A 24,647-nucleotide genomic window follows, 5' to 3' on the forward strand; every position below is an offset into this window, starting at 1 on the left:
TTGGGATAGGGCTGGCGACGGCAGGGCTTGGAGATGACCATCTCTGAAGCCCTTCTTTCGCACCTGCCGGGCCGCATGATCATGACACCGATTCCGCAGGCAGCTCCACAAAGCGTTCCACACTATGCAAGCATAAATGCTGACAGAAATGAGGTAAGCGGCAATGAAGACTTTGAATACAGATGAACAGAGCGTCCATGTTGGCGGACTCCGGTATTTTCTGAGCGAAGGAGAGCTGGACAAAGCCATACAGATCTATAAAAAGCATTTCGCAGTTGAGCTGGAGCAGGCGATGCAGACCGCTGACATGGCTGTCACGGGCTGCTATAAAGTACCTTTTTCCATGGCTGCGCGTGAATTTGTGCCGATTGGAGTTCCGCCCAGCTGGAGTGTAAATCCCACAGAGGATCTGGAATTTGAATGGATTCTGAACCGTCACCTGCATGTCATGAGTTTGGGGATTGCATACCTGCTGACCGGTGAGGAGAGCTACGCGGAGGTGTTTCAGCGCGATGTAATCACCTGGATTGAACAAAATCCGATGCCGGAGGGAGAGGCGTATGAGGCCGCAGCGTATTTTCAAAAACGCGGGCCGTGGCGTCTGCTGGAGGTCAGCATGCGGGCACACAGCTGGCTCTGGGGTGCAACGCTGCTGCAGAGAAGCCGGGTGCTGCAGGAAGGCAGCTTCCAGGGGAAGCTGGAGGCGTCGCTGCGTCAGCATGCTCGTTACTTGACAGCCTACTTCGGTACGCCGGACATGAATCATGCCTCCATACATATGCAGGGCTTGTTCTTTCTCGGCATATGCCTGCCGGCTGCACCGGAGGCTCCGATGTGGCGTCAGCTTGCTGCGGAGCGGCTGGAGCTGTGCCTGCTGCGGCAGGTGCTGCCGGACGGAGTGCACAACGAAATGGCGACCTCTTATCATATTTCGAGTATGAACCTGTTTCTGCTTCCGGCGCTGATGGGAGCACGCCTGGGCTATGCCCTTCCTTCTCTGTTTGGAGACCGGCTGGAGCGTATGGCACGTTATGTGGCGGCCATTACCCGCCCGGATGGCACCTGTACACCTTGGTCGGATTCGGACTGGAGCAAGAGCGGGCGCTATATGATCGGTCTGGCCGGGGCACTGCTGGAGGATTCCTCGCTGCTGGCACTAGGTGAGCTGTCCGCAGATGCCTTGTGGCAGCTTGGGCCTGAGGCCTATGAGGCCGCTTTTAATGCCATTCAGGAGTCACGGCATACTCCTTCAAATGGGGTCAGCACCGTATTTCCTGATGCCGGCTACTACATCATGCGTTCATCCAGACATTATCTGGCCTTTGATGCCGGTCCGCTGGGCGATGCTCACGGGCATGCCGATTGCCTCTCCTTCGAATGGGCGCTGGATGGCCAGCTGGTATTCGTGGACCCGGGCAGATACACGTACCAAGAGGGGGAATGGCGGAGATACTTCAAATCAACCTATGCGCACAATACGGTAACGATTGATGGCTTGGATCAGACCCCGTATGCCTCCACCCAGCAATGGGCAGAGCCCGAGGCCGTGCCGACGGTATACCGTCATCTGAGCACGGAGCAGTATGAGCTGGTGGATGCGGCTCATAATGGCTATGAACGCCTGGCTTCACCGGTCCGCCACCGCCGCTGGCTGTATGTGGACCGTCAGCTGCCGCTTATCATCCTTGCCGACTGGCTGCAGGGCACCGGCACGCACGAGGCGGAGCAGCGGTTTCAGCTGCAGGAGGGCTGGCTGGCAGTCCCGGCCGCAGAGCCGGACGAGGGCGTGCAGCCGCTTCATCTGGCTGGTGGAGGCCGCCAGCTGACGATGAGATGGTACACAGACGGCACCTTCAGCCAGGCCAGAAGCCGTGTGGGTGAGGCCTTTATTGCGCAGCAATACGGAACCAAAGCACCAACGCTGGCCATTTCCGTAAAGGGGGTGATTCAGGACAATGCATGTCTCTTGAGCATCATCTATGATGAGAAGGAGGTGAGCATTACGAACGGCTTGATCGAGGAGAGCGGCAAACGACTGCAGATCACGATCCGCTCCGCAGACGGAGCTTCCTCGACACTGAATCTGGATGAGCACTCCGTGGCACGGAACGACCATTAAAAGGAGGTCAAGCGTATGGGTAGTCAAGTTCACTCCCTGAAAGCACTCTCACTTTTGATCGTAATCAGCATGGTATTGGCCATGCTGCCCATGGTTACCTTTCCGACTCCAGCACATGCAGGTGCACATGACCGTGAGAACGTATCGTTAAACGGAATATGGGATTTTTACCCTAATGGCGGAGCTGCCAGGCATGATATACGGGTTCCCTCCTACTGGGACAGTCCTGACGATTTCGGGTACCCGGCGAGCTGGGAATCGCTGAATCACGGGATTTACCGAAGCAGCTTTACCGTGCCTTCCTCGATGGCGGGAAAAGAAATCTTTTTATCCTTTGAGCAGGTAGCTCCACTGGCCAAGGTGCTGGTAAACGGTGTTCCGCTAGCTACCGAAACAGACGGCTATTTAATGACGCGGCTTCCCTACAAGCTGAATATTACGGCTGTCGCTCAAGTGGGTGGGAGCAATACGGTGGAGGTGAGGGTGTGGAGCTCGAACCAGCTGCCTGCGGATGCGGTGGATGCCAGTGGACAATCTCTGTACCCGGTAGGCGTAGATGATCGGTCCTGGGGTCAGGGCCGCGGCATTACCGATGATGTCGAGCTCATCGCGTATCCGAAGGTGTACATTTCAGACACCCATATCCTTACTGATCTGAACAATAACAGTAATGCAGCTGATGATACCATCTCTGTACACGTGACCGTTACGAATGCGACCTCCTCTAGTCAGAGCGTGACCGTAACGAATAGTGCGTCTTTGATCGGCGGGAGCCTGGAAAAAAGCTTTGGCGACCGCACCGTAACCCTGGCTGCGAATAGCAGCCAAACGGTATCGCTGTCCAATGTACCCTGGACCGATGCCAAGTATTGGTGGACGCATGATCCCAAGCTGTACAGCCTGAATACCTCCTTGGTACAGGGAGGCGTTACAAGGGATTTCTCTGCGACCCGCTTCGGGTTCCGGGAATTTTCGGTGAACAGCAATTACTATCAGCTGAATGGAATCAAGACCAATCTGAGAGGCGATTCCCTTCAATCCAACTGGCATGTAAAAAGCGGCGCCGGAACCGCGCTCTCTGCAAAGGAATCCTATAAGGACACGAATATTGCCCAGGTCAAATTGCAGATGGATGAGTGGAAGGCCGTCTACAATGTGGCCCGAACTCATATTGGTGGAGCCATTCGGGAGCTGTACGATTATGCGGATGAAATCGGACTGCTGATTATTGATGAAACCCCTTTTTGGCAATATCACAATCGCCACAGCTTTAACCCGGCTGCGATGGACCATGTGAACAAATGGGTTCAGCAATGGGTCATTAGTAACAGAAATCACCCCAGCATTGTCATGTGGAGCGGCGGAAATGAGAATTTCCAGCATATTCCCGGCAATGCCAATACGCTGATTCCCGCAGTCACTAACGCCATCAAGGCGGTGGATACCACCCGCCCCATCATTCAGGATGACGCGACGACAGACGATCAGGAGAACCATCATTATACCGGCGGGTACCCGGACGGATGGATGAACCACAGCAATTTATACGGGCTGTATACGAACAATGCCTCCAAGCCAAAGGGCGAAGGCGAAGCCTACACCCCTTCTCAGGGCTGGACGGTGCTGGATGCAAGCGGCGCTTACACCAGCGGGAATACCAAGGATTATATGAACGATAATTTGGTTTCTCAGGCTGTCTGGCATCGTGCGGCGGATCGCATGGTCCGGGGTATGCGCTATGCAGGGTATGCAGACATCCGGTATTACCATAACTGGATTTACGCTTATGAAGTGATTGAGGATACGATTTACCCGGTATGGACCGACCTCTCTGCCAAAGGGATCAAGCCTGCCAAAATCGAGCGGCCCATGTTCAATGTCTTCTCTTCGTCGCATCCTGCCTTCATTCGTTCGGATTCTTACGAATATACCAAGAATACATTTTCTCCGGTGGCTGCCTTTGATAAGGAAGGAGACCGCCTGAACCGGATTGGCGTCCATCCTCCGGTCTTCGCGGCAGGCAGCAGTACAACCCGAACCATTATCGTGTATAACGACGAGCAGAGAGACGGAACAGGTATTGAGGTAGCCTGGGAAGCGGGCTACACGAACCCCGCGAACGGGACGTACACCAGCTTTCAGAGCGGCTCGTTCAATATCAATGTTCCCTACGGCAATAAAGGGGAGCAGGCCATCAGCTTTACGGTGCCGGCAAACGTATCGGCACGCTGGCTGCAGCTGAAGCTGACCGCTCGAAAAGGAGCTACCCTCAAATTTGAGGAGACCAATGAGATCGGCGCCATCGGCAGCATTCCGCCAGCCCAAATATATACTGCTCCTGTCATTGACATCGGCACCAAAACGATAGACAACCGGAATCAAATGCACAAAATCAAGCTGGTGAACCAAGGCGGAGGGCTCAGCACCCTGTGGTCCGCTGCCGGTCAGGGCGGAGGGTTAACCCTGTCGCAGACTTCAGGCAATCTGCGGGGAGAGCGGGAAATCTATTTCTCCATGGACCCCTCCAGTCTGGCGCCGGATACGAGCTACAGCAGAGTGCTGACGTTTACGGAAGCCGGAGGCACTCAGGCACAGGTAACGGTTATGTTCCGTACCGGGCCAGATACCGGCGGCGCCTCGCCCGCCGTGCTGTTCAGCGACGATTTCGAGTCGGGGACCGCATCAGGTTGGGTGACGAATACCGGGTCATGGGCTGTGATGACAGACGGCAGCAAAGCGTATCGCCAGAGTGATACGACGGCGGTAAGTGCGAGGGCAGTACAAGGAAGTGCATCCTGGACAGATTACGAGGTGTCTGCCCGGGTGAAGGCAGGTGCCTTCGGCGGGTCTTACTCCGGAATTGGCTTGGAGGCGCGCTATCAGGATGCGGCGAATAAGTACACGTTCTCTTACTCCACGAACGGCAATATTCTCAAGATTCAGAAGACCGTTGGCGGGGTGTACACGGATCTGACCACCAAAGCGTATACCTTCAATCCTGGCACATGGTATACGTTCAAGGCTGTGTTGAACGGAAACAATCTGGAGTTCTGGGTGAACGGAGTGCTGGAGCTGTCCACTACGGACACCCAGTTTGCCGCCGGCTCCATCGGGCTGTTCTCTCACCGGAGTGACTCCCGGTTTGATGATGTGAGTGTGCTGAGCAGCATCGATTACAACTAAGGTTTGCTAATATATCAGTTCATGAGATCTGTAAAAATCTAATCATAATCCTTCTGGAGGGGATGTCCATGAAAGCTGTAATGCTCATGTTTGACACGCTGAACCGCCGCATGCTGTCCCCCTATGGCTGCGACTGGACCCATACACCGAATTTCCGCCGACTGGCGGAGCGCACGGCCGTGTTCGATCAGGCGTACGTAGGCAGCATGCCATGCATGCCTGCACGCCGGGAGCTGCACACCGGCCGGCACAACTTTTTGCATCGCAGCTGGGGGCCGATCGAGCCGTTTGATGACTCTATGCCGGAGCTGCTAAAGCGTCATGGCGTGTATTCCCATCTTGTAACAGATCATCAGCATTACTGGGAGGACGGCGGCGCGACCTATCACACCCGGTACAGCTCATTCGAGCTGATTCGGGGCCAGGAGGGCGATCCGTGGAAAGGACATGTGAAGGACCCGGTTCCTCCGGAGACGGTAACGACCCGTCCGCTGCAGGGCATGTTCCGCCAGGATTGGATCAATCGTCAATATTGCCGTCAGGAAGAAGATTTCCCGCAAGCGAAGACGTTTGCGGCCGGGCTGGAATTTATCCGCCGCAACCATGGCGAGGACCGCTGGTTCCTGCAGCTGGAAACCTTTGATCCGCACGAGCCGTTTCATGCACCGGAGAAATACCGGGAGCTGTACCCTCACACGTATGAGGGCAAGCACTTTGACTGGCCGATGTATCGGCGGGTGACAGAGACGCAGGAGGAGATTGATCATGTCCGGCTGGAGTATGCGGCACTGCTAAGTATGTGCGATGCCTACTTAGGCAAGGTACTGGACCTAATGGATGAGCTGGGCATGTGGGAGGATACGATGCTTATTGTGAATACTGACCATGGCTTCCTGCTGGGGGAGCATGACTGGTGGGCCAAGAGCAATATGCCGTTTTACAACGAGATTGCCCATATGCCGCTCTTTATCTGGGACCCGCGGACACAGGCAAGCGGAGTACGGCGCTCCAGCCTGGTTCAAAATGTAGACCTGGCCCCCACACTCCTCCGCTATTTCGGGATTGAGGTGCCCCCGGATATGACAGGACATTGCCTGCAGCAAACCATTGCTCAGGATGTACCGGTACGGGAAGCCGCGATCTTCGGCATTCACGGAGGACATGTGAATTGTACCGACGGCCGGTATGTCTACATGAGGGGACCGGCTTCTTCAGACAACAGACCGTTATATAATTACACGCTGATGCCGACGCGGATGCGCTCCCGCTTTGAGGTGGCAGAGCTGAGATCGTCTCAGCTGCACGAGCCTTTTGCCTTCACGAAGGGCGTGCCGGTGCTACAAATACCGGTGGCTCACGGCAAGCCGATCGATGATCTCCGGACGATGCTGTTTGACGTGGAGCAGGACCCGCAGCAGCTGGAGCCGATCACTGATCCGGACGCAGAGGAGCGAATGCTGAAGCTGCTGCAGGAGGTCATGGCCCGCGAGGAGGCGCCGGCAGAGCAGTACATCCGGCTGGGCCTTGAGCAGCATGCTGCTGTGCCTCTGGCCAGGAACGAATCTGAGTAAAGGATGGTGCTGATATGACTGCAGCCCGCTCGAATGAACAGCCTAATGTAATCGTTTTTTTTACAGATCAGCAGCGGTGGGATACTACGGGAGTCCATGGTAATCCACTGGGGCTGACGCCCAACTTTGACCGAATGGCAAGAGAAGGGACGCATATCTATAATATGTTCACCTGCCAGCCGGTCTGCGGCCCTGCCCGTTCCTGTCTGCAGACTGGCCTGTATGCGACAGCAAGCGGCTGCTACCGCAATTCCATACCGCTGCCGCGAGACCGCCGTACACTGGCGCATCATTTCAAGGATGCCGGCTACGACACCGGATACATCGGCAAATGGCATCTGGCGTCTCAGGAGCCGGTTCCCGCTGACGAGCGGGGCGGATATGAATACTGGCTCGCATCCAATGTGCTTGAATTCTCCTCGGATGCCTACAACACGGTCATGTACGACAACGACTGCAACGAGGTCAGGCTGCCAGGATACCGGGTCGATGCCCAGACCGATGCAGCGATTCGATACATGGATGCCCATCAGGATCATCCGTTCTTTCTTTTCTTATCCTATATAGAGCCTCATCACCAGAACCATACCGACAATTATCCTGCACCGGACGGCTCGGAGGAGCTGTATACGGACCGCTGGACACCGCCGGATCTGCGGGCGCTCACGGGCAGCTCGCCGCAGCACCTGGGAGGCTATTATGGCATGGTGAAACGGCTGGATGAGGGCTTGGGAAGAATCCGGGACGCGCTAAAAAGCCTGAATCTGACCTCGCGTACAATCATTCTCTTTACCTCTGACCACGGCTGTCATTTCAAAACGCGGAATGAGGAGTATAAGCGCAGCGCCCATGACAGCTCCATTCGCGTACCGACAGCGCTGTATGGCCCTGGCTTCCTGCAAGGCGGACAGCTGCGTGAGCTGGTCAGCCTGGTGGACCTGCCTGCGACCCTGCTCGACGCCGCTGGCATTGAGGTGCCGGCAGACATGCAGGGTCGCTCGATTTTGCCGATTATTCAGAAGCAGCCGGTATCCTGGCCGGAGGAGGTCCTTGTGCAAATCAGCGAATCTCAGGTGGGCAGAGCGATTCGGACGCAGCGCTGGAAGTATGCCGTGACCGCGCCGGATGCCCACCCGAAGAATGATGCTGGCTCTGCCCGGTATGTTGAGGAGCTATTGTATGATCTGGAAGCAGATCCGTATGAGCTGAGCAATCTTGCAGGCATGGAGGCCTATCGTACTGTTGCTGACGAGCTGCGAGCACGACTGATCACGCGAATGGTGGAGGCCGGCGAGGATGCGCCGGAGATTGTCGCTCATGAGGTGCGCAGTGGAGGACAGCGCAGAGTGTCGATTGAGGAGTGCCGGATTAAACTTTAGAGAACCCTCTTTCTTCTGCAACATTTACCAGTACAGCTTCGTCAGAAAAGTAAGGCAAGCTACAGTAGAGGGGCTGCCATATATTTGATGAAGGAGGCTGATGTTAACATGAATAGTCTGACCAAGCGTTTAGGTGCTGTCATGCTGGCTGGCTCGCTGCTGACCGGCGGCGCGGCTGTGCTTTCTACTGCTGGAGGTGCGGCAGAGGTGCTGGCTGTGGAAGCCGCGGCACAGCAGGGAGTGACGGTGATCGGTAAGGGCGAGCTTTCGGTGAAGCCGGATATCGTCTATCTGTCCATTGGAGCAGAGTCCACGGCCGCTACTGCAGAATCGGCCCAGAAGCATAACGCCGAGAAAATGGATAAGGTGCTGAAGGAGCTGAAGAACACCTGGAAGCTCCAGGATAAGGACATTCAAACCGAGCGGTTCCACGTACAGCCTAACTATACCTATACCGAAAAAGAGGGTCAGCAGGTTAAAGGCTACACGGCCCGCCATTCGCTTCAGGTGACGCTGCGCGATCTCAGCAAGGTCGGTGAGCTGCTGGATGGCGTATCCAAGGCAGGAGCGAACGCGATTGGCGATGTCCGCTTCTCCGTGGAAAACCGCGATGCGTTTGAAGCCCAGGTGATCGAGAAAGCGATGGCGAATGCAGAGATGAAGGCACAAGCTATTGCCAAGTCCGCTAAACGCCAGTTAGGTGTGGTGACCCAGGTGGTAGAAGGTCAGGTTCAGAACTACGGTTTTGAATATGTACAAAACGAAGCCAAGCTGTCGTCCTCAGCAGACTTCGCCTCCACAGCGGTGGAGCCGGGCGAAATCAAGCTGAATACACAGCTGCAGGTACAGTACGAGTTGAAGTAAAGGGATCTATATGCCTTGCAGATCCGCATGAGAGCCTAAGTGATGCCTGGCTGCCCCTTGGTGCAGCCGGGCATTTTTTGCGTGGAGTGAAGCTTGTTACAGGATGGGGCGAAAACCGCCCTCTGCAAGAGATTACATCTGACAAAAGTGTTGTGTACCGCATCAAAACAAGGTATAGTGAATATGCAAAAATCGACCATGACTATAGTCCGGACCATACCGTGTGGATATGGTCTTTTTTCTTGGTATCGCAAAAAGACGGTTTTCCGAAACGGGAAGGGGAGGAACTTATCTGTGATAGAGCTTGTCCAGATCACCAAGCAATTTCAGGGACAGACCGTCGTGCAGCCGCTGTCTCTGTCCATTCGGGAGGGAGAGTTCCTGACTCTGCTCGGCCCCAGCGGCTGCGGAAAAACGACGATTCTCCGCATGATTGCCGGCTTTGAGAACCCGACGGAGGGACAAATCTGGCTCGCAGGGCAGGATGTAACACAGCAGCCGGCGAACCAGCGGGATCTGAATCTCGTGTTTCAGCACTACGCGTTGTTTCCGCATATGACGGTAGCGGACAATATTGCCTTCGGACTGAAGATGAAGAAGCTTTCCAAATCCGAAATCAAAAAGCGCGTCGATGAGGCTGTCGCCATGACCCAGCTGGCTGCGTTCACGGGGCGCTATCCGCATCAGCTGTCCGGCGGCCAGCAGCAGCGTGTGGCTATTGCCCGGGCCATTGCGAACAAACCCAAGGTGCTGCTGCTGGACGAGCCGCTGGGAGCACTCGATCTGCAGCTGCGCAAAAGCCTGCAGTCAGAGCTGAAGCATCTGCAGCGAACGCTGGGCATTACGTTCGTGTATGTGACGCATGATCAGGAGGAGGCGATGATGCTCTCCGACCGGATCGTCATTATGAACGGAGGCCGGGTAGAGCAGATCGGCACGCCGCGGGAGATTTATGCGTCGCCCAAGACGCTGTTCGCCGCGACCTTTGTCGGAGAGAACAATATATTCTCTGCGCCGGAGGGTCTTTTTGCTGTCCGGCCGGAGAAGCTGATTCCGCTCCCTCAAGGAGACAGCCGCGCTCGCAGGGCAGGCGTCATTCAAGATATCCAGTATCTTGGCAATGTGCACAAGCTGGTGGTTCAGCTGGATCAGGAGCCGATGAAGGTGACGCTGGCGCTGGACCTGTCCCAAGAGCACCTGTATGACATCGGAGATTCCATTGGCCTAAGCTGGAACGACGCGGATCAAGTGGTGATTGGGCCATGAACAGAAACAAGCTGCTGCTGACACCTGTGCTGCTGTGGATGGCTCTATTTCTGATTGTACCGATGCTGATTGTTATCGGCATCTCTCTGCTGCAGCGGAATGCACTCGGCCAGCTTCAATTCTCGTTTAGCATAGAGGGCTACAAGACATTTTTTGACCCTCTCTATATCGGCATTTACTGGGATACCATTGTGCTGTCTGTGCTAACGACCGTTATCTGCCTGCTCATTAGCTACCCTATGGCCTACTATATAGCCAACGCTTCCCCGCGTGTCCAGACCTGGGGCCTGCTGCTGGTAACGGTACCGTTCTGGATCAATTTCCTGATCCGCACCTATGCTTGGGTGCTTCTCTTGAGAACGCAGGGTGTAGTCAATACGCTGCTGCTGGAGACGGGCTTGATTGCCGAGCCGCTGCAGATGCTGTACACGCCGGGAGCCGTGCTGCTCGGCATGGTGTACAACTTTATTCCATTTATGGTGCTGCCGATTTATGTTGCACTGGAGCAGATGGACAAGCGCCTGCTGGATGCCGCTTCCGATCTGGGCGCTTCCCGCTGGAAAGCTTTCCGATACGTGACTCTGCCTCAGAGCCGCTCCGGCATGATGACCGGCTGCGTGCTGGTTTATGTGTCTACCTCTGGCATGTTCGTCGTGTCGGACATTCTGGGCGGCGCCAAATCCAGCATGCTCAGCAACATCATTCAAGCCCAGTTTCAGGGGGCGCGGAACTGGCCTTTCGGTGCCGCGCTGTCAGTTATTTTTGTGCTGACCTCGCTGGTGATGATCCTGCTGTTTAACCGGGCCATGCAGGCCCGGCATCTGAATGTGAAGGAGGGGAGATCTTGAACAAGCGCGGCTCTGCGTTGCTAGGTCTGCACTCCTTGCTCATGATGGTATTTTTATATTTGCCGATCCTGATGATTGTCCTCTACTCCTTTAATAACACGCGGCTCAGCGGCAGCTGGGAAGGCTTTACGTTTGATTGGTACCTTTCGCTGCTGGATAACCGGCATGTGAAGGAGGCGCTGATAAACAGCCTGAGTATTGCACTGGTATCGACAGCGGTCTCCACGGTACTGGGCACGCTGGCGGCCTTGTCGCTCCGGACCTTGAGCCGCCGCAGCCGCGGGGGGTTGAACGGACTCTTGTATTTGCCGGTCATCATCCCGGATATTATTATGGGGCTGTCTCTGCTCGTGCTGTTCTCCCAGCTGCAGCTGGAGCTCAGCAAGCTCACGGTCATGATCGCCCACATTACATTCAGCTTGTCGTATGTGTACGTGGTGGTGTCTGCCCGCCTGGCCAATATGGGCAGGCAGCTGGAGGAGGCGGCGATGGATCTGGGTGCGAGCGGCTGGCAGACCTTCCGGCATGTGACCCTGCCGCAAATTGCTCCCGGCATGATTGCCGGTGCGCTGATCGCGTTTACGCTGTCGCTGGATGATTTTATGGTCAGCTTTTTTGTGGCCGGACCCAGCTCTACCACGCTGCCGATCTATATTTATGGACAGGTCAAGCGCGGCATCTCGCCGGAGATTAATGCACTGTGTACGCTGCTTATTCTCGTCAGCGTGATATTGATTCTGCTTGCACAGTATATGCTCAATCGCGGCAAAGGACAGAAGAAGCAAAAGGCGCTTCCGTTCTAGTCTGCAAGCCACGCAGCAAATGGATGTCCGCATTGCATTCAGCTTAGCTGAGGCTGGCGGTTTATTTTGAAAGGAGATGGATGGAATTGAATCTGAAAAACAAATGGACCCGGCTCCTGCTGGCCGGAATGCTGTCTGCAGTGGCAGCTTTGTCTCTGGCCGGCTGCGGCTCGGAGAAGGAAACCTTGAATATTTATAGCTGGGCGGATAATTTTGACCCGGAGGTGCTGGCGGATTTCGAGGAGAAGTACGATGTCAAGGTGACGTATGACAACTACGCCAACAATGAGGACCTGCTGGCGAAGCTCCAGGCGGGCGGCGGCGGCTATGACTTGATTCAGCCTTCCGATTATATGGTGAAGACGATGATCAGCGAGGATCTGCTGGAGCCGCTGGAGCTGGACAACATTCCTAATTTTGCGAACCTGTCGGATACCTTCAAGAACCCGGATTTTGATCCGGGCAACAAGTATTCAATCATTTACACCTCCGGGGTTACCGGTATCGCCTATAACAAGAACTATGTGAAGGAAGACATTAGTAGTTGGGACGACCTGTGGAATCCGGAATACAGCGGCAAGCTGCTGCTGCTGGATGACAATCGCGAGGTCATCGGCATGTCGCTGAAGAAGAATGGCTATTCCAACAGTTCTACGAATGAGGCCGAAATTCAAGAGGCAGTGAATGATCTGAAGAGCCTGGTGCCGAATGTACTGGCCTTCGATACCGACAGCATCAAGCAGAAAATGATTCAGGAGGAAGGCTGGATCGCTACTGTATGGTCCGGGGATGCCTCCTTTATTGCGAAAGAGCTGCCGGATCTCGGCTTTGTCGTGCCGGAAGAGGGGGCGACCATCTTCTCTGACAACTATGCCATTCCAAAGGGAGCAGAGAACAAGGAGCTCGCCGAGAAGTTTATGAACTACATGATGGAGCCGGAGGTCAGCGCAAAGAACTACGAATATATCGGCTACAGCAACCCGAACGTCAAGGCAATGGAATTTCACAGTGAAGAATACCGCAATGACCGCATGATTAATCTTACAGCGGAAGAGCTGGAGCGCACGGAGTGGCTCAGCGATGTCGGCGAAGCGCTGCCGGTGTATGACCGGGCCTGGAGTGAGCTGAAGAGCGGACGTTAAGACCGTCAGCGGTGAGTTTGAATGTGCATAAGAGCTGCCTGAAGCGGAGAAATCCGATGCGGAGGCAGTTCTTTTTTTTGCATTGTTTTGCATTGCAGAATTGTCACTGTCATTGTTACCTTTCACCCCTGTGCCGTTAGATATAATGGGAGACGGGTAATGACATATACATAATTTTTCAAAATAAGGAAAAGGTGATGGAAATGAACATACGCAGAACATGGATCACAGCGATGCTGGCAGCTGGCGTTGCCTTGGGGAGTGTCATGGACGGCGGGGCGCAGGGCGCTGAGGCCGCGACGGTCTCCCGGAGCCACCTGCAGGCCGTGAATGAGATTACCGTAACCTGGGATGGAAAAGAGCTCTCCCGCAAGGGCATAGTCAGCCGCGGCTCTTCATATGTTCCAATCACCGAGGTGCGGGATGTCCTGGGCTTGTCCTTGCATTATGATGCCAAAGAGCGTTCCTATACGCTGAGCGGAGCTCTTCACGAAATCAAGATCTACGTGTACGGGGGAGATGAGATCGGACTGCTCGTGAACGGCTATTACAGCAACAGCAAAGACGCAAAGCTGGTCAATGGACGACTATACCTGCCATACGACCTGCTTCATCAATATATGGGCGTGCAGGGAGCTTGGAGCTCTGCAGAACAAACCTTGAGCCTGACCAGCCTGCCGCAAAATAAGCTCACCCTTGAAACCCGGACTCTTCGTGAAGTGACGCCAAAGGCGGACATCTCGGTTCGCTACCCGGTTCTGAGCGGGATGGCGAATGCCAAGGCGGAGGCGGATATGAATGCCGTCTTCAGACAGCATGCCGAGGATTTTATCTCGGAATCGGTCGAGGGATTGAAGGAGATGCCGGCTCCGCGGGAAGGGATACCGTATGAGTATACCGGAGATTTTATCGTGCACCATAATCGTGACGGTATTCTGAGCCTGACTGCACATGAGTATACCTATGCTGGCGGGGCGCACGGAATGACCTATCGCACCAGCTGGACATTCTCACTTCCAGATGGAAAGAAGCTGCAGCTTGCTGATGTAATCAACCTGCAGGGTGACCGTAAACAAAAGCTGGATACGTATGTGCTGGAAACGCTGGAGGAAGGAGGCGGTTACCTCGGCGGGTTCCAGGGTGTGCCGGCCGATGCATCGTTCTATATTCAAGGGGATGCGGCGGTGCTCTACTTCCAGCTGTATGAATATACGGCGTACGCCTACGGCTTCCCGGAGATCAAGCTGCCCTTCAGCGTTTGGAAGAAGTAGGCCTGTTTCTGGCAGGAGCATCTAGGCACATGAAAAAGGGGCGGTCCCTTGAGATTACGGATCTCAAGAGACAGCCCCTGTTCTTGCTGTGAGAAAAAGTTGATTGGATGTTAGATGCCTTGCGGCGGTGTGCTTTCCAGCACCTGATCCACCAGTCCGTACTCCTTCGCTTCGGAAGCGGTCATGAAGTAGTCACGGTCGGTATCCTTCTCGATGCGCTCCAGCGGCTGTCCGGTGCGCTCGGCAAGAATGTGGTTCAGCTTATCGCGCATCTTCAGGATGCGGCGGGCGCGAATTTCAATATCCGTAGCCTGTCCCTGAGCACCGCCCAGCGGCTGGTGGATCATAATTTCACTGTTTGGCAGCGCGAAGCGCTTGCCCTTGGCGCCGGCATTCAGCAGGAACGCGCCCATCGAGGCAGCCATGCCGACACAGATTGTGGATACGTCCGGCTTAATAAATTGCATTGTATCAAAAATAGCCATACCGGCCGTGATGGAGCCGCCCGGACTGTTAATATACAGATGAATGTCCTTCTCTGGGTCTTCCGCTGTCAAAAACAGCATTTGCGCAATGATGGAATTGGCGACCACGTCATTGACATCGGAGCCGAGGAAGATAATGCGGTCTTTCAGCAGTCTGGAATAGATGTCATAGGCCCGCTCACCGCGGTTGCTTTGTTCTACGACCATAGGGATAAAACTCATTCGTGAAACCTCCTCTAAAGTACATTCCTCATTAAAATACTGTTACCGTATTACCCATATGATAAACAATTGAAATCAAAAAGTCAAAGAAAGTCAAACTAATGGGTAAAAAAAAGAGCCGTTCAGGGCGCTTATGGGTAAAACAATATTGGGAAAACTGAAGATGGTAAGTAAAAATGGCGCGCCCGCGAGGAATCGAACCTCGATCTCAGGCTCCGGAGGCCTACGTCATATCCATTGGACCACGGGCGCATATTCAGTTAAAAATTTAGCAACAGAATTGATTATAGCAGATGACATTTTAAAATACAAGCGGGCGTTATATTTTATCTCTCATGGACATGAATAAGAAGGAGAAGGGCGGAGAAATATACTTTCGGTACACTTGCAACCGCCACGGATATTCGTTAGAATGTTAGTGGGACTGAAAAAGTTTAGCTGGGACATTTTTTGACCACCAGACCAAACTCCAAAGACGAAGTTGCGGGAGTGGAAGGTATGCGTCATTTATTAGAAATACAAGAGCAGCTTCTGCCCGATCTGATGGACACTCTGAAGCGAAGATATACGGTGCTGCGGCAGATTCGCTCTCAAGGCATGGTCGGCCGCCGAACCCTTGCAGCGTCTCTGGCTATGACCGAGCGGGTGCTGCGAGCAGAGACCGATTTCCTGAAGTCCCAGGGACTGCTGGAAATCGAGAGCCTTGGCATGCGCATCAGCCGCAGCGGTGAGCTGCTGCTGGACCAGCTGGAGCCGGCAATGAAGGACCTGTTCGGGCTGGACGATCTTGAAGAGCAGATTCGCGAGGCTTACGGGCTTCGCAAGGTCGTCGTCGTGCCAGGAGACAGCGAGTCCTCGCCGGATGTCAAGCGCGAGCTTGGCCGCGCCGGCGCGAGAGCGCTGCTGCAGGAGGCCCGCATCGGAGATACGATCGCGGTGACCGGCGGCTCCACGCTGGCTGAGGTGGCAGAGCAGATGGGCTCGCCGGCTGGCGGGCCCCTGAAGGGCGCATGGTTCGTGCCAGCGCGGGGCGGTCTCGGCGAGAGCGTGGAGATTCAGGCGAATACGATTGCTTCCAAGATGGCCAAGAAGGTGGGAGCTGAATACCGCCTGCTGCATGTACCGGATTTACTGAGCGATGATGCGTATCAGTCCCTGGTCCAGGATCCCAATATCCAGGAAATTGTAGATTCCATTCGCAGCTCCCGAATCATTATTCACGGCATCGGGGATGCCATGGAGATGGCGCGCCGGCGCCGGCTGGGGCCCGAGGCGATGGAGGACCTCCGCAAGGAGGGAGCGGTCGCGGAATCCTTTGGCTACTATTTTAGTGAAGAAGGCACCGTTGTGCACCGCATGCTGACGCTGGGCCTCAGGCTGGAGGACATTGTCCGGACAGAGATTATTATCGGAATCGCAGGCGGGGTGAGCAAGGCACAGGCCATTCACTCCGTGCTGAAGTTCGGACAAGAGGACATTCTGGTTCTCGATGAAGCGGCGGCCATGGAGCTCTGTGCAAGAATTGCATGCAGGCGTGAGCCGTAGATGTTTGGAATTCACAGAATGTGTTTTTTATGAATGTGTTGTCTCGACGGGCTTTACGGTCTGTCTTGAATAAATAAAACTTTCACTATATGGAGGGAATTACTCATGGTTAAAGTAGGTATTAACGGATTTGGACGTATCGGACGTAACGTGTTCCGCGCAGCGCTGAACAACAACGATGTAGAAATCGTAGCAATCAACGACTTGACAGACGTAAGCACGCTTGCACACCTGTTGAAATACGACACGACGCACGGCAGACTGAACGCGACAGTTGAAGCTAAAGAGGGCGTGCTGATCGTAAACGGCCGCGAAGTAAAGGTATTTGCAGAGCGTAACCCTGAAGCATTGCCTTGGGGCGAGCATGGCGTTGAAATCGTAGTAGAATCCACAGGGATCTTCACTGCGAAGGAGAAAGCAGAAGCTCACCTGAAGGGCGGCGCGAAGAAGGTTATCATCTCCGCTCCGGCAACGAACGAAGACATCACGATCGTTATGGGCGTAAACGAAGACAAGTATGATGCAGCGAACCACAATGTAATCTCCAACGCATCCTGCACAACGAACTGTCTTGCTCCTTTCGCGAAAGTGCTTGACGAGCAGTTCGGTATCGTAAAAGGCATGATGACAACGGTTCACGCTTATACCAATGACCAGCAAGTACTGGATCTGCCGCATAAAGACCTGCGTCGTGCCCGTGCTGCTGCCGAGAACATCATTCCTTCCACAACGGGCGCAGCTAAAGCCGTCAGCCTGGTTCTGCCACAGCTGAAAGGCAAGCTGAACGGTATGGCTATGCGTGTACCTACGAAGAACGTTTCCGTGACAGACCTCGTTGTTGAGCTGTCCAAGAACGTAACGATGGAAGAAGTTAACGGTGCGCTGAAGGCTGCTGCTGAAGGCCCGCTGAAAGGCATCATGAACTTCTCTGAAGAGCCGCTCGTATCCAGCGACTACAACAGTGACCCAGCTTCCTCCACCATCGACTCCCTGTCCACTATGGTTGTCGGTGACAACATGGTTAAAGTCGTTTCCTGGTATGACAACGAGTGGGGCTACTCCAACCGTGTCGTTGACCTGGCTGCTTACATCGCAAGCAAAGGTCTGTAATTATTAGATTGTGCTATAAATCGAAGAGGGGTTCCCTGAGGTGCTCCTCTTTGGTTTGTAATGAAACGTTTTTTATAGAGAAAAAGAGAGCCGCCTGCTGTTGGTGAGGAGAATAGTTTTCTTAGGAGGAACGTGGAGATGAACAAGAAAAGTGTGCGTGATGTAGAAGTAAAAGGCAAAGCGGTATTTGTCCGTGTTGATTTTAATGTGCCGCTCGAAAACGGCAAAATTACCGACGACACCCGGATCCGTGAAACGCTGCCGACCATTAAGTACCTGGTAGAGCAGGGTGCGAAGGTCATTCTGGCGAGCCATATGGGCCGTCCGAAGGGCGAGGTTGTAGAAGAACTCCGCTTGACACCAGCAAGCGAGCGCCTGTCCGAGCTGCTGGGCCAGCCGGTAGCCAAAGCCGATGAGGCTGTTGGTGAAGCGGTGAAATCCAAGATCCAGAGCATGCAGGCTGGAGAGGTGCTCGTGCTGGAGAACGTTCGCTTCTACCCGGGCGAAGAGAAGAATGACCCTGAGCTTGCGAAGCAATTCGCAGAGCTGGCAGACCTGTTCGTCAATGATGCGTTCGGTGCAGCTCACCGTGCCCATGCTTCTACAGAAGGCATTGCGCATCATCTTCCGGCCGTATCCGGCCTTCTGATGGAGAAAGAATTGTCCGTGCTCGGCAAGGCGCTGTCTAACCCTGATCGTCCTTTTACAGCGATCGTTGGCGGCTCCAAAGTAAAAGACAAAATTGACGTCATCAACCATCTGCTTACCCTGGCTGACAACATCATCATCGGCGGCGGCTTGACCTACACCTTCCTGAAGGCACAAGGCCATGAAATCGGCCTGTCCCTGTGTGATGATTCCAAGCTGGATACCGCACTCGGCTTCCTGGAAAAGGCGAAGGAGCTGGGCAAGAACTTCTACCTTCCGGTGGACATTGTCGTGGCTGATGACTTCAGCGCAAGTGCGAATACCCAGATCGTAGGCATCGACGGCATTCCTGCCGGCTGGGAAGGCGTGGACATCGGACCGAAGACCCGTGAGCTGTATGCCGATGTGATCAAGAACTCCAAGCTGGTCGTATGGAACGGACCTATGGGCGTGTTCGAAATCGAGCCGTTCTCCAATGGTACACGTCAGGTCGCACAGGCTTGTGCGGAGACGGAAGCGTACACGGTGATCGGCGGTGGCGATTCCGCAGCTGCGGCTGAGAAATTCCAGCTGGCAGACCGGATGGATCATATCTCTACAGGCGGCGGCGCTTCCTTAGAGTTTATGGAAGGCAAGGCGCTTCCTGGTGTTGTAGCCCTGAACGATAAGTAGTATCTTGAGATAGAGTTATTTTGACAGCAGGGGCATGCGGGCGCACAGATGAAGGTCCGGATGCTCCAGCGAATCAAAGGAGTTGAACTGTGTGAGAACACCTATTATTGCCGGCAACTGGAAGATGTTCAAGACGATTCCGGAAGCAGAAGCATTCGTGCAAGAAATCAAGAACAGCGCTGTAGAAGGTGTAGAAAGCGTGATTTGTGCGCCCTTCACTACTCTTCCTGCACTGGTAAAAGCAGCAGAAGGCACGGGCATCAAGATCGGTGCGCAGAACCTGCATTTTGAAGATCAAGGGGCATTCACAGGCGAAATCAGCGGAGGGATGCTGAAGGACCTGGGCGTGGATTATGTCATCATCGGCCATTCCGAGCGCCGCCAGTATTTCAACGAAACCGACGAGAGCGTCAACAAGAAAATGCATGCGGCATTCCGCCACGGACTGCTGCCTATCGTTTGTGTCGGCGAAAGCCTGGAAGAGCGTGAAGCTGGAAAGACGAAGGATGTATGCAAGGTTCAGACGGAAGCTGCATTTGCAGATGTGACTGCAGAACAAGCAGTGCAGGCTATTATTGCATACGAACCGGTATGGGCCATCGGCACCGGCAAATCCTCCACTTCCCAGGACGCCAATGAAGTTATCTCCTATATCCGTGAGCTGGTACAGGGCATGTACGGGGAGAGCGTTGCTTCCCAGGTACGCATTCAGTACGGCGGCAGCGTGAAGCCGGAGAACGTGGCAGAGTATATGGGACAAAGCGACATCGACGGTGCGTTGGTCGGAGGGGCGAGCCTGCAGCCTGCTTCGTACATCCAGCTCGTTGAGGGGGCGAAGTAAGATGTCTGCATCAAGACCCGTCGCATTAATCATTATGGACGGCTTCGGCCTGCGCAACACGACTACAGGGAATGCCGTCGCCCAGGCGAATAAGCCGAATTATGACCGTTACCTGAAGCAGTATCCTAACACGACGCTCACAGCCTGCGGCGAAGCCGTAGGCTTGCCGGAAGGCCAGATGGGCAACTCCGAGGTAGGTCATCTGAATATCGGTGCCGGCCGAATCGTATATCAGGATCTGACCCGGATTACGAAGTCGATCCGGGACGGTGAATTTTTCGAGAATGAGACGCTGGTAGGAGCTATTCGCGCGGCCAAGCAGAACAATCGGAAGCTTCATCTGTACGGTCTCGTATCGGACGGCGGCGTACACAGCCATATTGCACATCTGTTCGCGATGCTCGACCTGGCCAAGAAGGAAGGGCTGGACGAGGTTTATATCCATGCCTTTATGGATGGCCGCGATGTGGCACCGGACAGCGGGAAGCAGTTCATTCACGATCTGCTTGCCAAGATTGAAGAGGTCGGCGTGGGCAAAATTGCTACGGTATCGGGGCGTTATTTTGCCATGGACCGTGACAAGCGCTGGGATCGGGTCGAGAAGACCTATCGTGCTATGGTATATGGGGAGGGCCCGAAATATGTGGATCCTCTGCAAGCCATTCATGACTCGTATGAGAAATCGATCTATGACGAGTTCCTTGAGCCGACGGTTATGGTGGACAGCCAGGGCCAGCCGGTAGCTACGGTGGACAGCGGGGATTCGGTCATCTTCCTGAACTTCCGTCCAGACCGGGCGATTCAGCTGTCTCAGGTGTTTACGAACAAGGACTTCCCCGGCTTTGACCGCGGACCGAAGTCCCCGGAAGGGCTGCATTTCGTCTGCCTGACCCTGTTCAGTGAAACGGTAGAGGGCTTTGTTGCCTACAAGCCTAAGAATCTCGACAACACGCTTGGAGAAGTGCTCGTGCAGAACAACAAGAAGCAGCTGCGGATTGCGGAGACGGAGAAGTATCCGCATGTCACCTTTTTCTTCAGCGGCGGCCGGGATGTTGAGCTGCCGGGTGAGACTCGGGTGCTGATCAATTCGCCAAAGGTCGCTACCTATGACCTGCAGCCGGAGATGAGCGCTTACGAGGTCGCCGATGCCTGCGTGAAGGAGATTGAGGCGGATAAGCATGACGCGATCATCCTGAATTTTGCCAACCCTGATATGGTGGGACACTCCGGCATGCTGGAGCCTACAATCAAGGCCGTGGAAACGACGGATGAGTGCGTCGGCAAAGTCGTGGATGCGGTTCTTGCCAAGGGCGGCGTTGTCCTGATTACAGCGGATCACGGTAACGCGGATATGGTATTTGACGAGAACGGACGTCCGTTCACGGCACACACCACGAATCCGGTTCCGTTCATCGTTACCGATGAGAGCATCACGCTTCGGGAAGGCGGCATTCTGGCCGACATCGCTCCAACGATTCTCGATCTGATGAACCTGGAGAAGCCGCAGGAAATGACAGGCACCTCCATGATCGCGGCGCGTGGATGAAACAGGCCCCCGGGCTGTGGTAAGCTTACACTAACATCAAGATGAAAATATAATATAAAGGAGACTCTACTCATGACCATTATTTCTGACGTATACGCACGCGAAGTCCTGGACTCCCGCGGCAACCCGACTGTAGAGGTTGAAATTTATCTGGAATCCGGCGCCATTGGCCGCGCTATCGTACCATCCGGTGCTTCCACCGGGGTGCACGAGGCGGTTGAGCTTCGTGACGGCGACAACAGCCGCTACCTGGGTAAAGGTGTTCTGCAAGCTGTGAAGAACGTGAACGAAGTGATCGCTCCAGAAGTGATCGGCATGGACGCGCTGGATCAGGTTGGCATCGACAAGCTGATGATCGAGCTCGACGGCACGCCGAACAAAGGCAAGCTGGGCGCGAACGCGATTCTGGCAGTATCCATGGCTGTAGCCCGCGCTGCAGCAGATGCATTGGATCTTCCATTGTATACTTACCTGGGCGGCTTCAACGCGAAGCAGCTTCCGGTTCCGATGATGAACATCGTTAACGGCGGTGCTCATGCGGACAACAACGTAGACGTTCAAGAGTTCATGGTTCTGCCTGTCGGCGCTGAATCCTTCAAGGAAGCGCTGCGTATGGGCGCTGAAATCTTCCACAACCTGAAGTCCGTACTGAAAAGTAAAGGCCTCAACACGGCTGTTGGCGACGAGGGCGGCTTCGCACCGAACTTCACGTCCAATGAGGACGCACTGTCTTCCATTATCGAAGCGATCGAGAAAGCCGGCTACAAGCCAGGCGAAGACGTATTGCTCGGTATGGACGTAGCTTCCACAGAATTTTTCAAAGACGGTAAATACGAGCTGGAAGGCGAAGGCAAGTCCTACACGCCTGCAGAGTTCGTAGACCTTCTGGCTTCGTGGGTAGACAAATACCCGATCGTTACGATCGAGGACGGCTGCTCCGAGGACGATTGGGAAGGCTGGAAGCTGCTGACCGAGAAGCTGGGTGACAAAATCCAGCTGGTGGGTGACGATCTGTTCGTAACGAACACCGAGCGTCTGGGCAGAGGCATTCAAGAAGGTATCGGTAACTCCATCCTGATCAAAGTGAACCAAATCGGTACGCTGACGGAAACCTTTGACGCTATCGAAATGGCGAAGCGCGCAGGCTACACAGCTGTAATCTCCCACCGTTCCGGCGAGTCCGAGGACAGCACGATTGCAGACATCGCAGTGGCAACCAATGCGGGTCAGATCAAGACCGGTGCTCCATCCCGTACCGACCGCGTAGCGAAGTACAACCAGCTGCTCCGCATTGAGGACATGCTGGGTGAGCTCGCTCAGTACAACGGCCTGAAGTCGTTCTACAACTTGAAGAAGTAATTGAAGGCAAGCCCGGTTCCCTGCTCTAGCAGGTGAAGCCGGGCTTTTTTTTGTCGTGGAGAAGCCCATATCTCGATAACCAAATATAAAAGTATTGACTATATATAAACTGGGATGTATATTCTTACTAGAGACAGCTCTTTTTGCTGCTTCAAATGTAAGCGCTATATAACTACAGTATGAAGTATAGCGCGATGTAATCGGGAAGGGAGAGGATGACACAAGAACGAGAAAGGCCGCAGGCTGCAGGATCACTTTTAAGATGATAGAGGAGGACTATAATGAAAAAGCGTTCATGGTTAAGTAAAGCTTGTCTGGCTGTGGTACTGGTGCTGACCGCGGGAATGACTCCCGCCCCGGCATCTGCAGCGGCGGGAGATCCCGCGACCTTCCAGGGTATCGGCACCACGTCTTACGGCGGCAAGGTGTACTTCGAGAATAAAGTAACGGCGGGAAATAAAAAGCTGGTATCGCCTGGAGAGAGTCTCAGCTCGATTCAAGCCAAGCTGGATGGCGGCGGCATTATCCAGTTCGCTGCAGGAACGTATAATCTGGGCACAATGAAGATTAATAAATCCAATACGAGAGTTGAAGTGAACCAGGGAGCCGTCTTCAATATGTCGAGCAATATTTTGTTCGATATTCGCCCGGCAACGGTGGATGCGCCCCGTATTCAGAATATTGAGCTGTCCTCCATCGGCCCGGGCCGCTTCACAATCAATACCAAGGGCAATAAGGGCGGGGACAAGCGTCCCGTGCGCCTCACGAACGTCAAGAACTTCGCGGTCTCGGGCATTCATATTAACGGGAATTATGAAGGCCAGCCGTTCGTCGTGCTTGTACCTTATCAGGATGGCAGTCCCGGCAGGCTGCTGGTGAACGGAGAGCAGGTCTATAACCCGATCTTTGGCCTGGTTCCGACGCAAGGAGTGGTACAGGATGTCAGTGCGACTAAGATTCATGGCGGCTATGCTACGGTGCAGCTGTTTGCAGGCGATAATGTTCTGCTCCGCAACATCGACGGAGAGAACGGCGTTACCGTCCGCCTGGAGCCAGGCAGCGGCAAGGACACAGACAATATTAGCATGTCCGGACCGAACCTGGGCGCAATCCGCAATGTTGAGCTGGTCAATGTCCACAACAAGAACGGCTTTGCGGCGGTGTATCTGAAAGCGCATGCGAAGGTAAACCGGGACATTACGCTAACGAATATTACGGCTACAGACAGTGCCTTTGCGATTCATTCCGATGTGTCCGAGTTCCATGCGGATGATAAGGTGACCGTAACCTATAACGGACAAACCTATGATGTTCACCGCGACCGCGGCCGCTTCGAGAATGTGAAGCTGAAGGGCAATATCAAGCTGACGAAGCAAAGCCCGAACAAGCTGGCGTGGTTCGCAATTTCAGACCTGTTCTATATCGACTACAACAAGCGTGAGGGCAACGGAGATTACAGCGACTATGCTGTGTCTATCTGCGGCACGAAGCGGATCACCTCGCCGGTCGTTCCCGTGCTGATGCTGTCCCATGAGTACCGCAGTGATACAACCTTCAGTGTCGAGCGCGGAACCTACACGCTGGACTACAGCAATGCTAACATCCAGTCGGTCGGCTTCAGTCATTCCCTGGCTACAAACGGCGGCGTGCTGTATCGGGAGGATGCCAGAAACAAGAACAATCAGCCTCTGACCGATGCACAGATCAAGGATTACTAGGTTAGATGCAAAAAAGGCAGCGGCCGGGAGAACCGGCTCGCTGCCTTTTTACATT

The 24,647-nt window shown here is 54.4% G+C and carries 18 protein-coding genes and 1 tRNA gene; 17 read left to right on the plus strand and 2 right to left on the minus strand.

Translation table 11 applies throughout. The annotated features are described in order from the left end of the window. Positions 1 to 163 precede the first annotated feature (163 nt). The 10 genes from E6C60_RS00930 to E6C60_RS00975 all read left to right on the plus strand — a co-directional run bounded on the left by E6C60_RS00930 (position 164) and on the right by E6C60_RS00975 (position 14,446). Positions 164 to 2,119, plus strand: coding sequence for a heparinase II/III family protein (locus tag E6C60_RS00930; protein WP_138224042.1), 1,956 nt, complete (start codon positions 164 to 166; stop codon positions 2,117 to 2,119). A 15-nt stretch (positions 2,120 to 2,134) separates the two neighbouring features. Continuing rightward, complete coding sequence (locus tag E6C60_RS00935; RefSeq protein WP_138224043.1) at positions 2,135 to 5,302, plus strand: 3-keto-alpha-glucoside-1,2-lyase-like domain-containing protein; 3,168 nt, start codon at positions 2,135 to 2,137, stop codon at positions 5,300 to 5,302. 68 nt (positions 5,303 to 5,370) lie between these two features. Then, entirely contained in the window at positions 5,371 to 6,873 is a 1,503-nt protein-coding gene (locus tag E6C60_RS00940) for a sulfatase (RefSeq protein WP_138224044.1), read from the plus strand. Positions 6,874 to 6,887: 14 nt separating this feature from the next. Next, positions 6,888 to 8,252, plus strand: a complete 1,365-nt coding sequence (locus E6C60_RS00945) for a sulfatase family protein (protein WP_138224045.1) — start codon at positions 6,888 to 6,890, stop codon at positions 8,250 to 8,252. A gap of 108 nt (positions 8,253 to 8,360) precedes the next feature. Continuing rightward, positions 8,361 to 9,116 carry an SIMPL domain-containing protein gene (locus tag E6C60_RS00950; protein WP_138224046.1) on the plus strand — a complete coding sequence of 252 codons (756 nt, stop codon included), beginning with the start codon at positions 8,361 to 8,363 and terminating at the stop codon, positions 9,114 to 9,116. A 294-nt stretch (positions 9,117 to 9,410) separates the two neighbouring features. Then, complete coding sequence (locus tag E6C60_RS00955; RefSeq protein WP_233281090.1) at positions 9,411 to 10,382, plus strand: ABC transporter ATP-binding protein; 972 nt, start codon at positions 9,411 to 9,413, stop codon at positions 10,380 to 10,382. After that, entirely contained in the window at positions 10,379 to 11,230 is an 852-nt protein-coding gene (locus E6C60_RS00960; protein ID WP_138224048.1) for an ABC transporter permease, read from the plus strand. Before E6C60_RS00955 ends, E6C60_RS00960 begins: the two co-directional genes overlap by 4 nt. 41 nt (positions 11,231 to 11,271) lie before the next feature. Further along, positions 11,272 to 12,033, plus strand: coding sequence for an ABC transporter permease (locus tag E6C60_RS00965; protein ID WP_138227560.1), 762 nt, complete (start codon positions 11,272 to 11,274; stop codon positions 12,031 to 12,033). A 128-nt stretch (positions 12,034 to 12,161) separates the two neighbouring features. Continuing rightward, positions 12,162 to 13,175 carry a polyamine ABC transporter substrate-binding protein gene (locus E6C60_RS00970; protein ID WP_407669143.1) on the plus strand — a complete coding sequence of 338 codons (1,014 nt, stop codon included), beginning with the start codon at positions 12,162 to 12,164 and terminating at the stop codon, positions 13,173 to 13,175. A gap of 203 nt (positions 13,176 to 13,378) precedes the next feature. After that, entirely contained in the window at positions 13,379 to 14,446 is a 1,068-nt protein-coding gene (locus E6C60_RS00975; protein WP_175415122.1) for a PdaC/SigV domain-containing protein, read from the plus strand. A 110-nt stretch (positions 14,447 to 14,556) separates the two neighbouring features. On the opposite strand, the gene clpP is transcribed toward E6C60_RS00975, so the two are convergent. Continuing rightward, positions 14,557 to 15,153: an ATP-dependent Clp endopeptidase proteolytic subunit ClpP gene (gene clpP / locus E6C60_RS00980; RefSeq protein WP_138224051.1), complete on the minus strand. Its 597-nt coding sequence runs from the start codon at positions 15,151 to 15,153 to the stop codon at positions 14,557 to 14,559. Positions 15,154 to 15,330: 177 nt separating this feature from the next. Continuing rightward, positions 15,331 to 15,405, minus strand: a tRNA-Arg gene (locus E6C60_RS00985). A 246-nt stretch (positions 15,406 to 15,651) separates the two neighbouring features. Here E6C60_RS00985 and E6C60_RS00990 point away from each other — a divergent pair. From E6C60_RS00990 to E6C60_RS01020, 7 genes are all read left to right on the plus strand, one after another. Beyond that, positions 15,652 to 16,698: a sugar-binding transcriptional regulator gene (locus tag E6C60_RS00990; protein ID WP_138224052.1), complete on the plus strand. Its 1,047-nt coding sequence runs from the start codon at positions 15,652 to 15,654 to the stop codon at positions 16,696 to 16,698. Positions 16,699 to 16,803: 105 nt separating this feature from the next. Further along, entirely contained in the window at positions 16,804 to 17,808 is a 1,005-nt protein-coding gene (gene gap / locus E6C60_RS00995; protein WP_138224053.1) for a type I glyceraldehyde-3-phosphate dehydrogenase, read from the plus strand. 138 nt (positions 17,809 to 17,946) lie between these two features. After that, positions 17,947 to 19,128 (plus strand): phosphoglycerate kinase, encoded by a 1,182-nt coding sequence (locus E6C60_RS01000; protein ID WP_138224054.1) that lies wholly within the window; start codon positions 17,947 to 17,949, stop codon positions 19,126 to 19,128. A gap of 91 nt (positions 19,129 to 19,219) precedes the next feature. Beyond that, complete coding sequence (tpiA, locus tag E6C60_RS01005) at positions 19,220 to 19,969, plus strand: triose-phosphate isomerase (RefSeq protein ID WP_138224055.1); 750 nt, start codon at positions 19,220 to 19,222, stop codon at positions 19,967 to 19,969. 1 nt (position 19,970) lies between these two features. Further along, the gene (gene gpmI, locus E6C60_RS01010) at positions 19,971 to 21,515 is read left to right on the plus strand and encodes a 2,3-bisphosphoglycerate-independent phosphoglycerate mutase (protein ID WP_138224056.1); all 1,545 of its coding nucleotides are present in this window, start codon (positions 19,971 to 19,973) and stop codon (positions 21,513 to 21,515) included. A 72-nt stretch (positions 21,516 to 21,587) separates the two neighbouring features. Next, the gene (gene eno / locus E6C60_RS01015) at positions 21,588 to 22,874 is read left to right on the plus strand and encodes a phosphopyruvate hydratase (protein WP_138224057.1); all 1,287 of its coding nucleotides are present in this window, start codon (positions 21,588 to 21,590) and stop codon (positions 22,872 to 22,874) included. 281 nt (positions 22,875 to 23,155) lie between these two features. Further along, positions 23,156 to 24,592, plus strand: coding sequence for a hypothetical protein (locus E6C60_RS01020; RefSeq protein ID WP_138224058.1), 1,437 nt, complete (start codon positions 23,156 to 23,158; stop codon positions 24,590 to 24,592). Positions 24,593 to 24,647 lie beyond the last annotated feature (55 nt).

The organism is Paenibacillus algicola, from assembly GCF_005577435.1.
Lineage (GTDB): Bacteria > Bacillota > Bacilli > Paenibacillales > Paenibacillaceae > Paenibacillus_AQ > Paenibacillus_AQ algicola.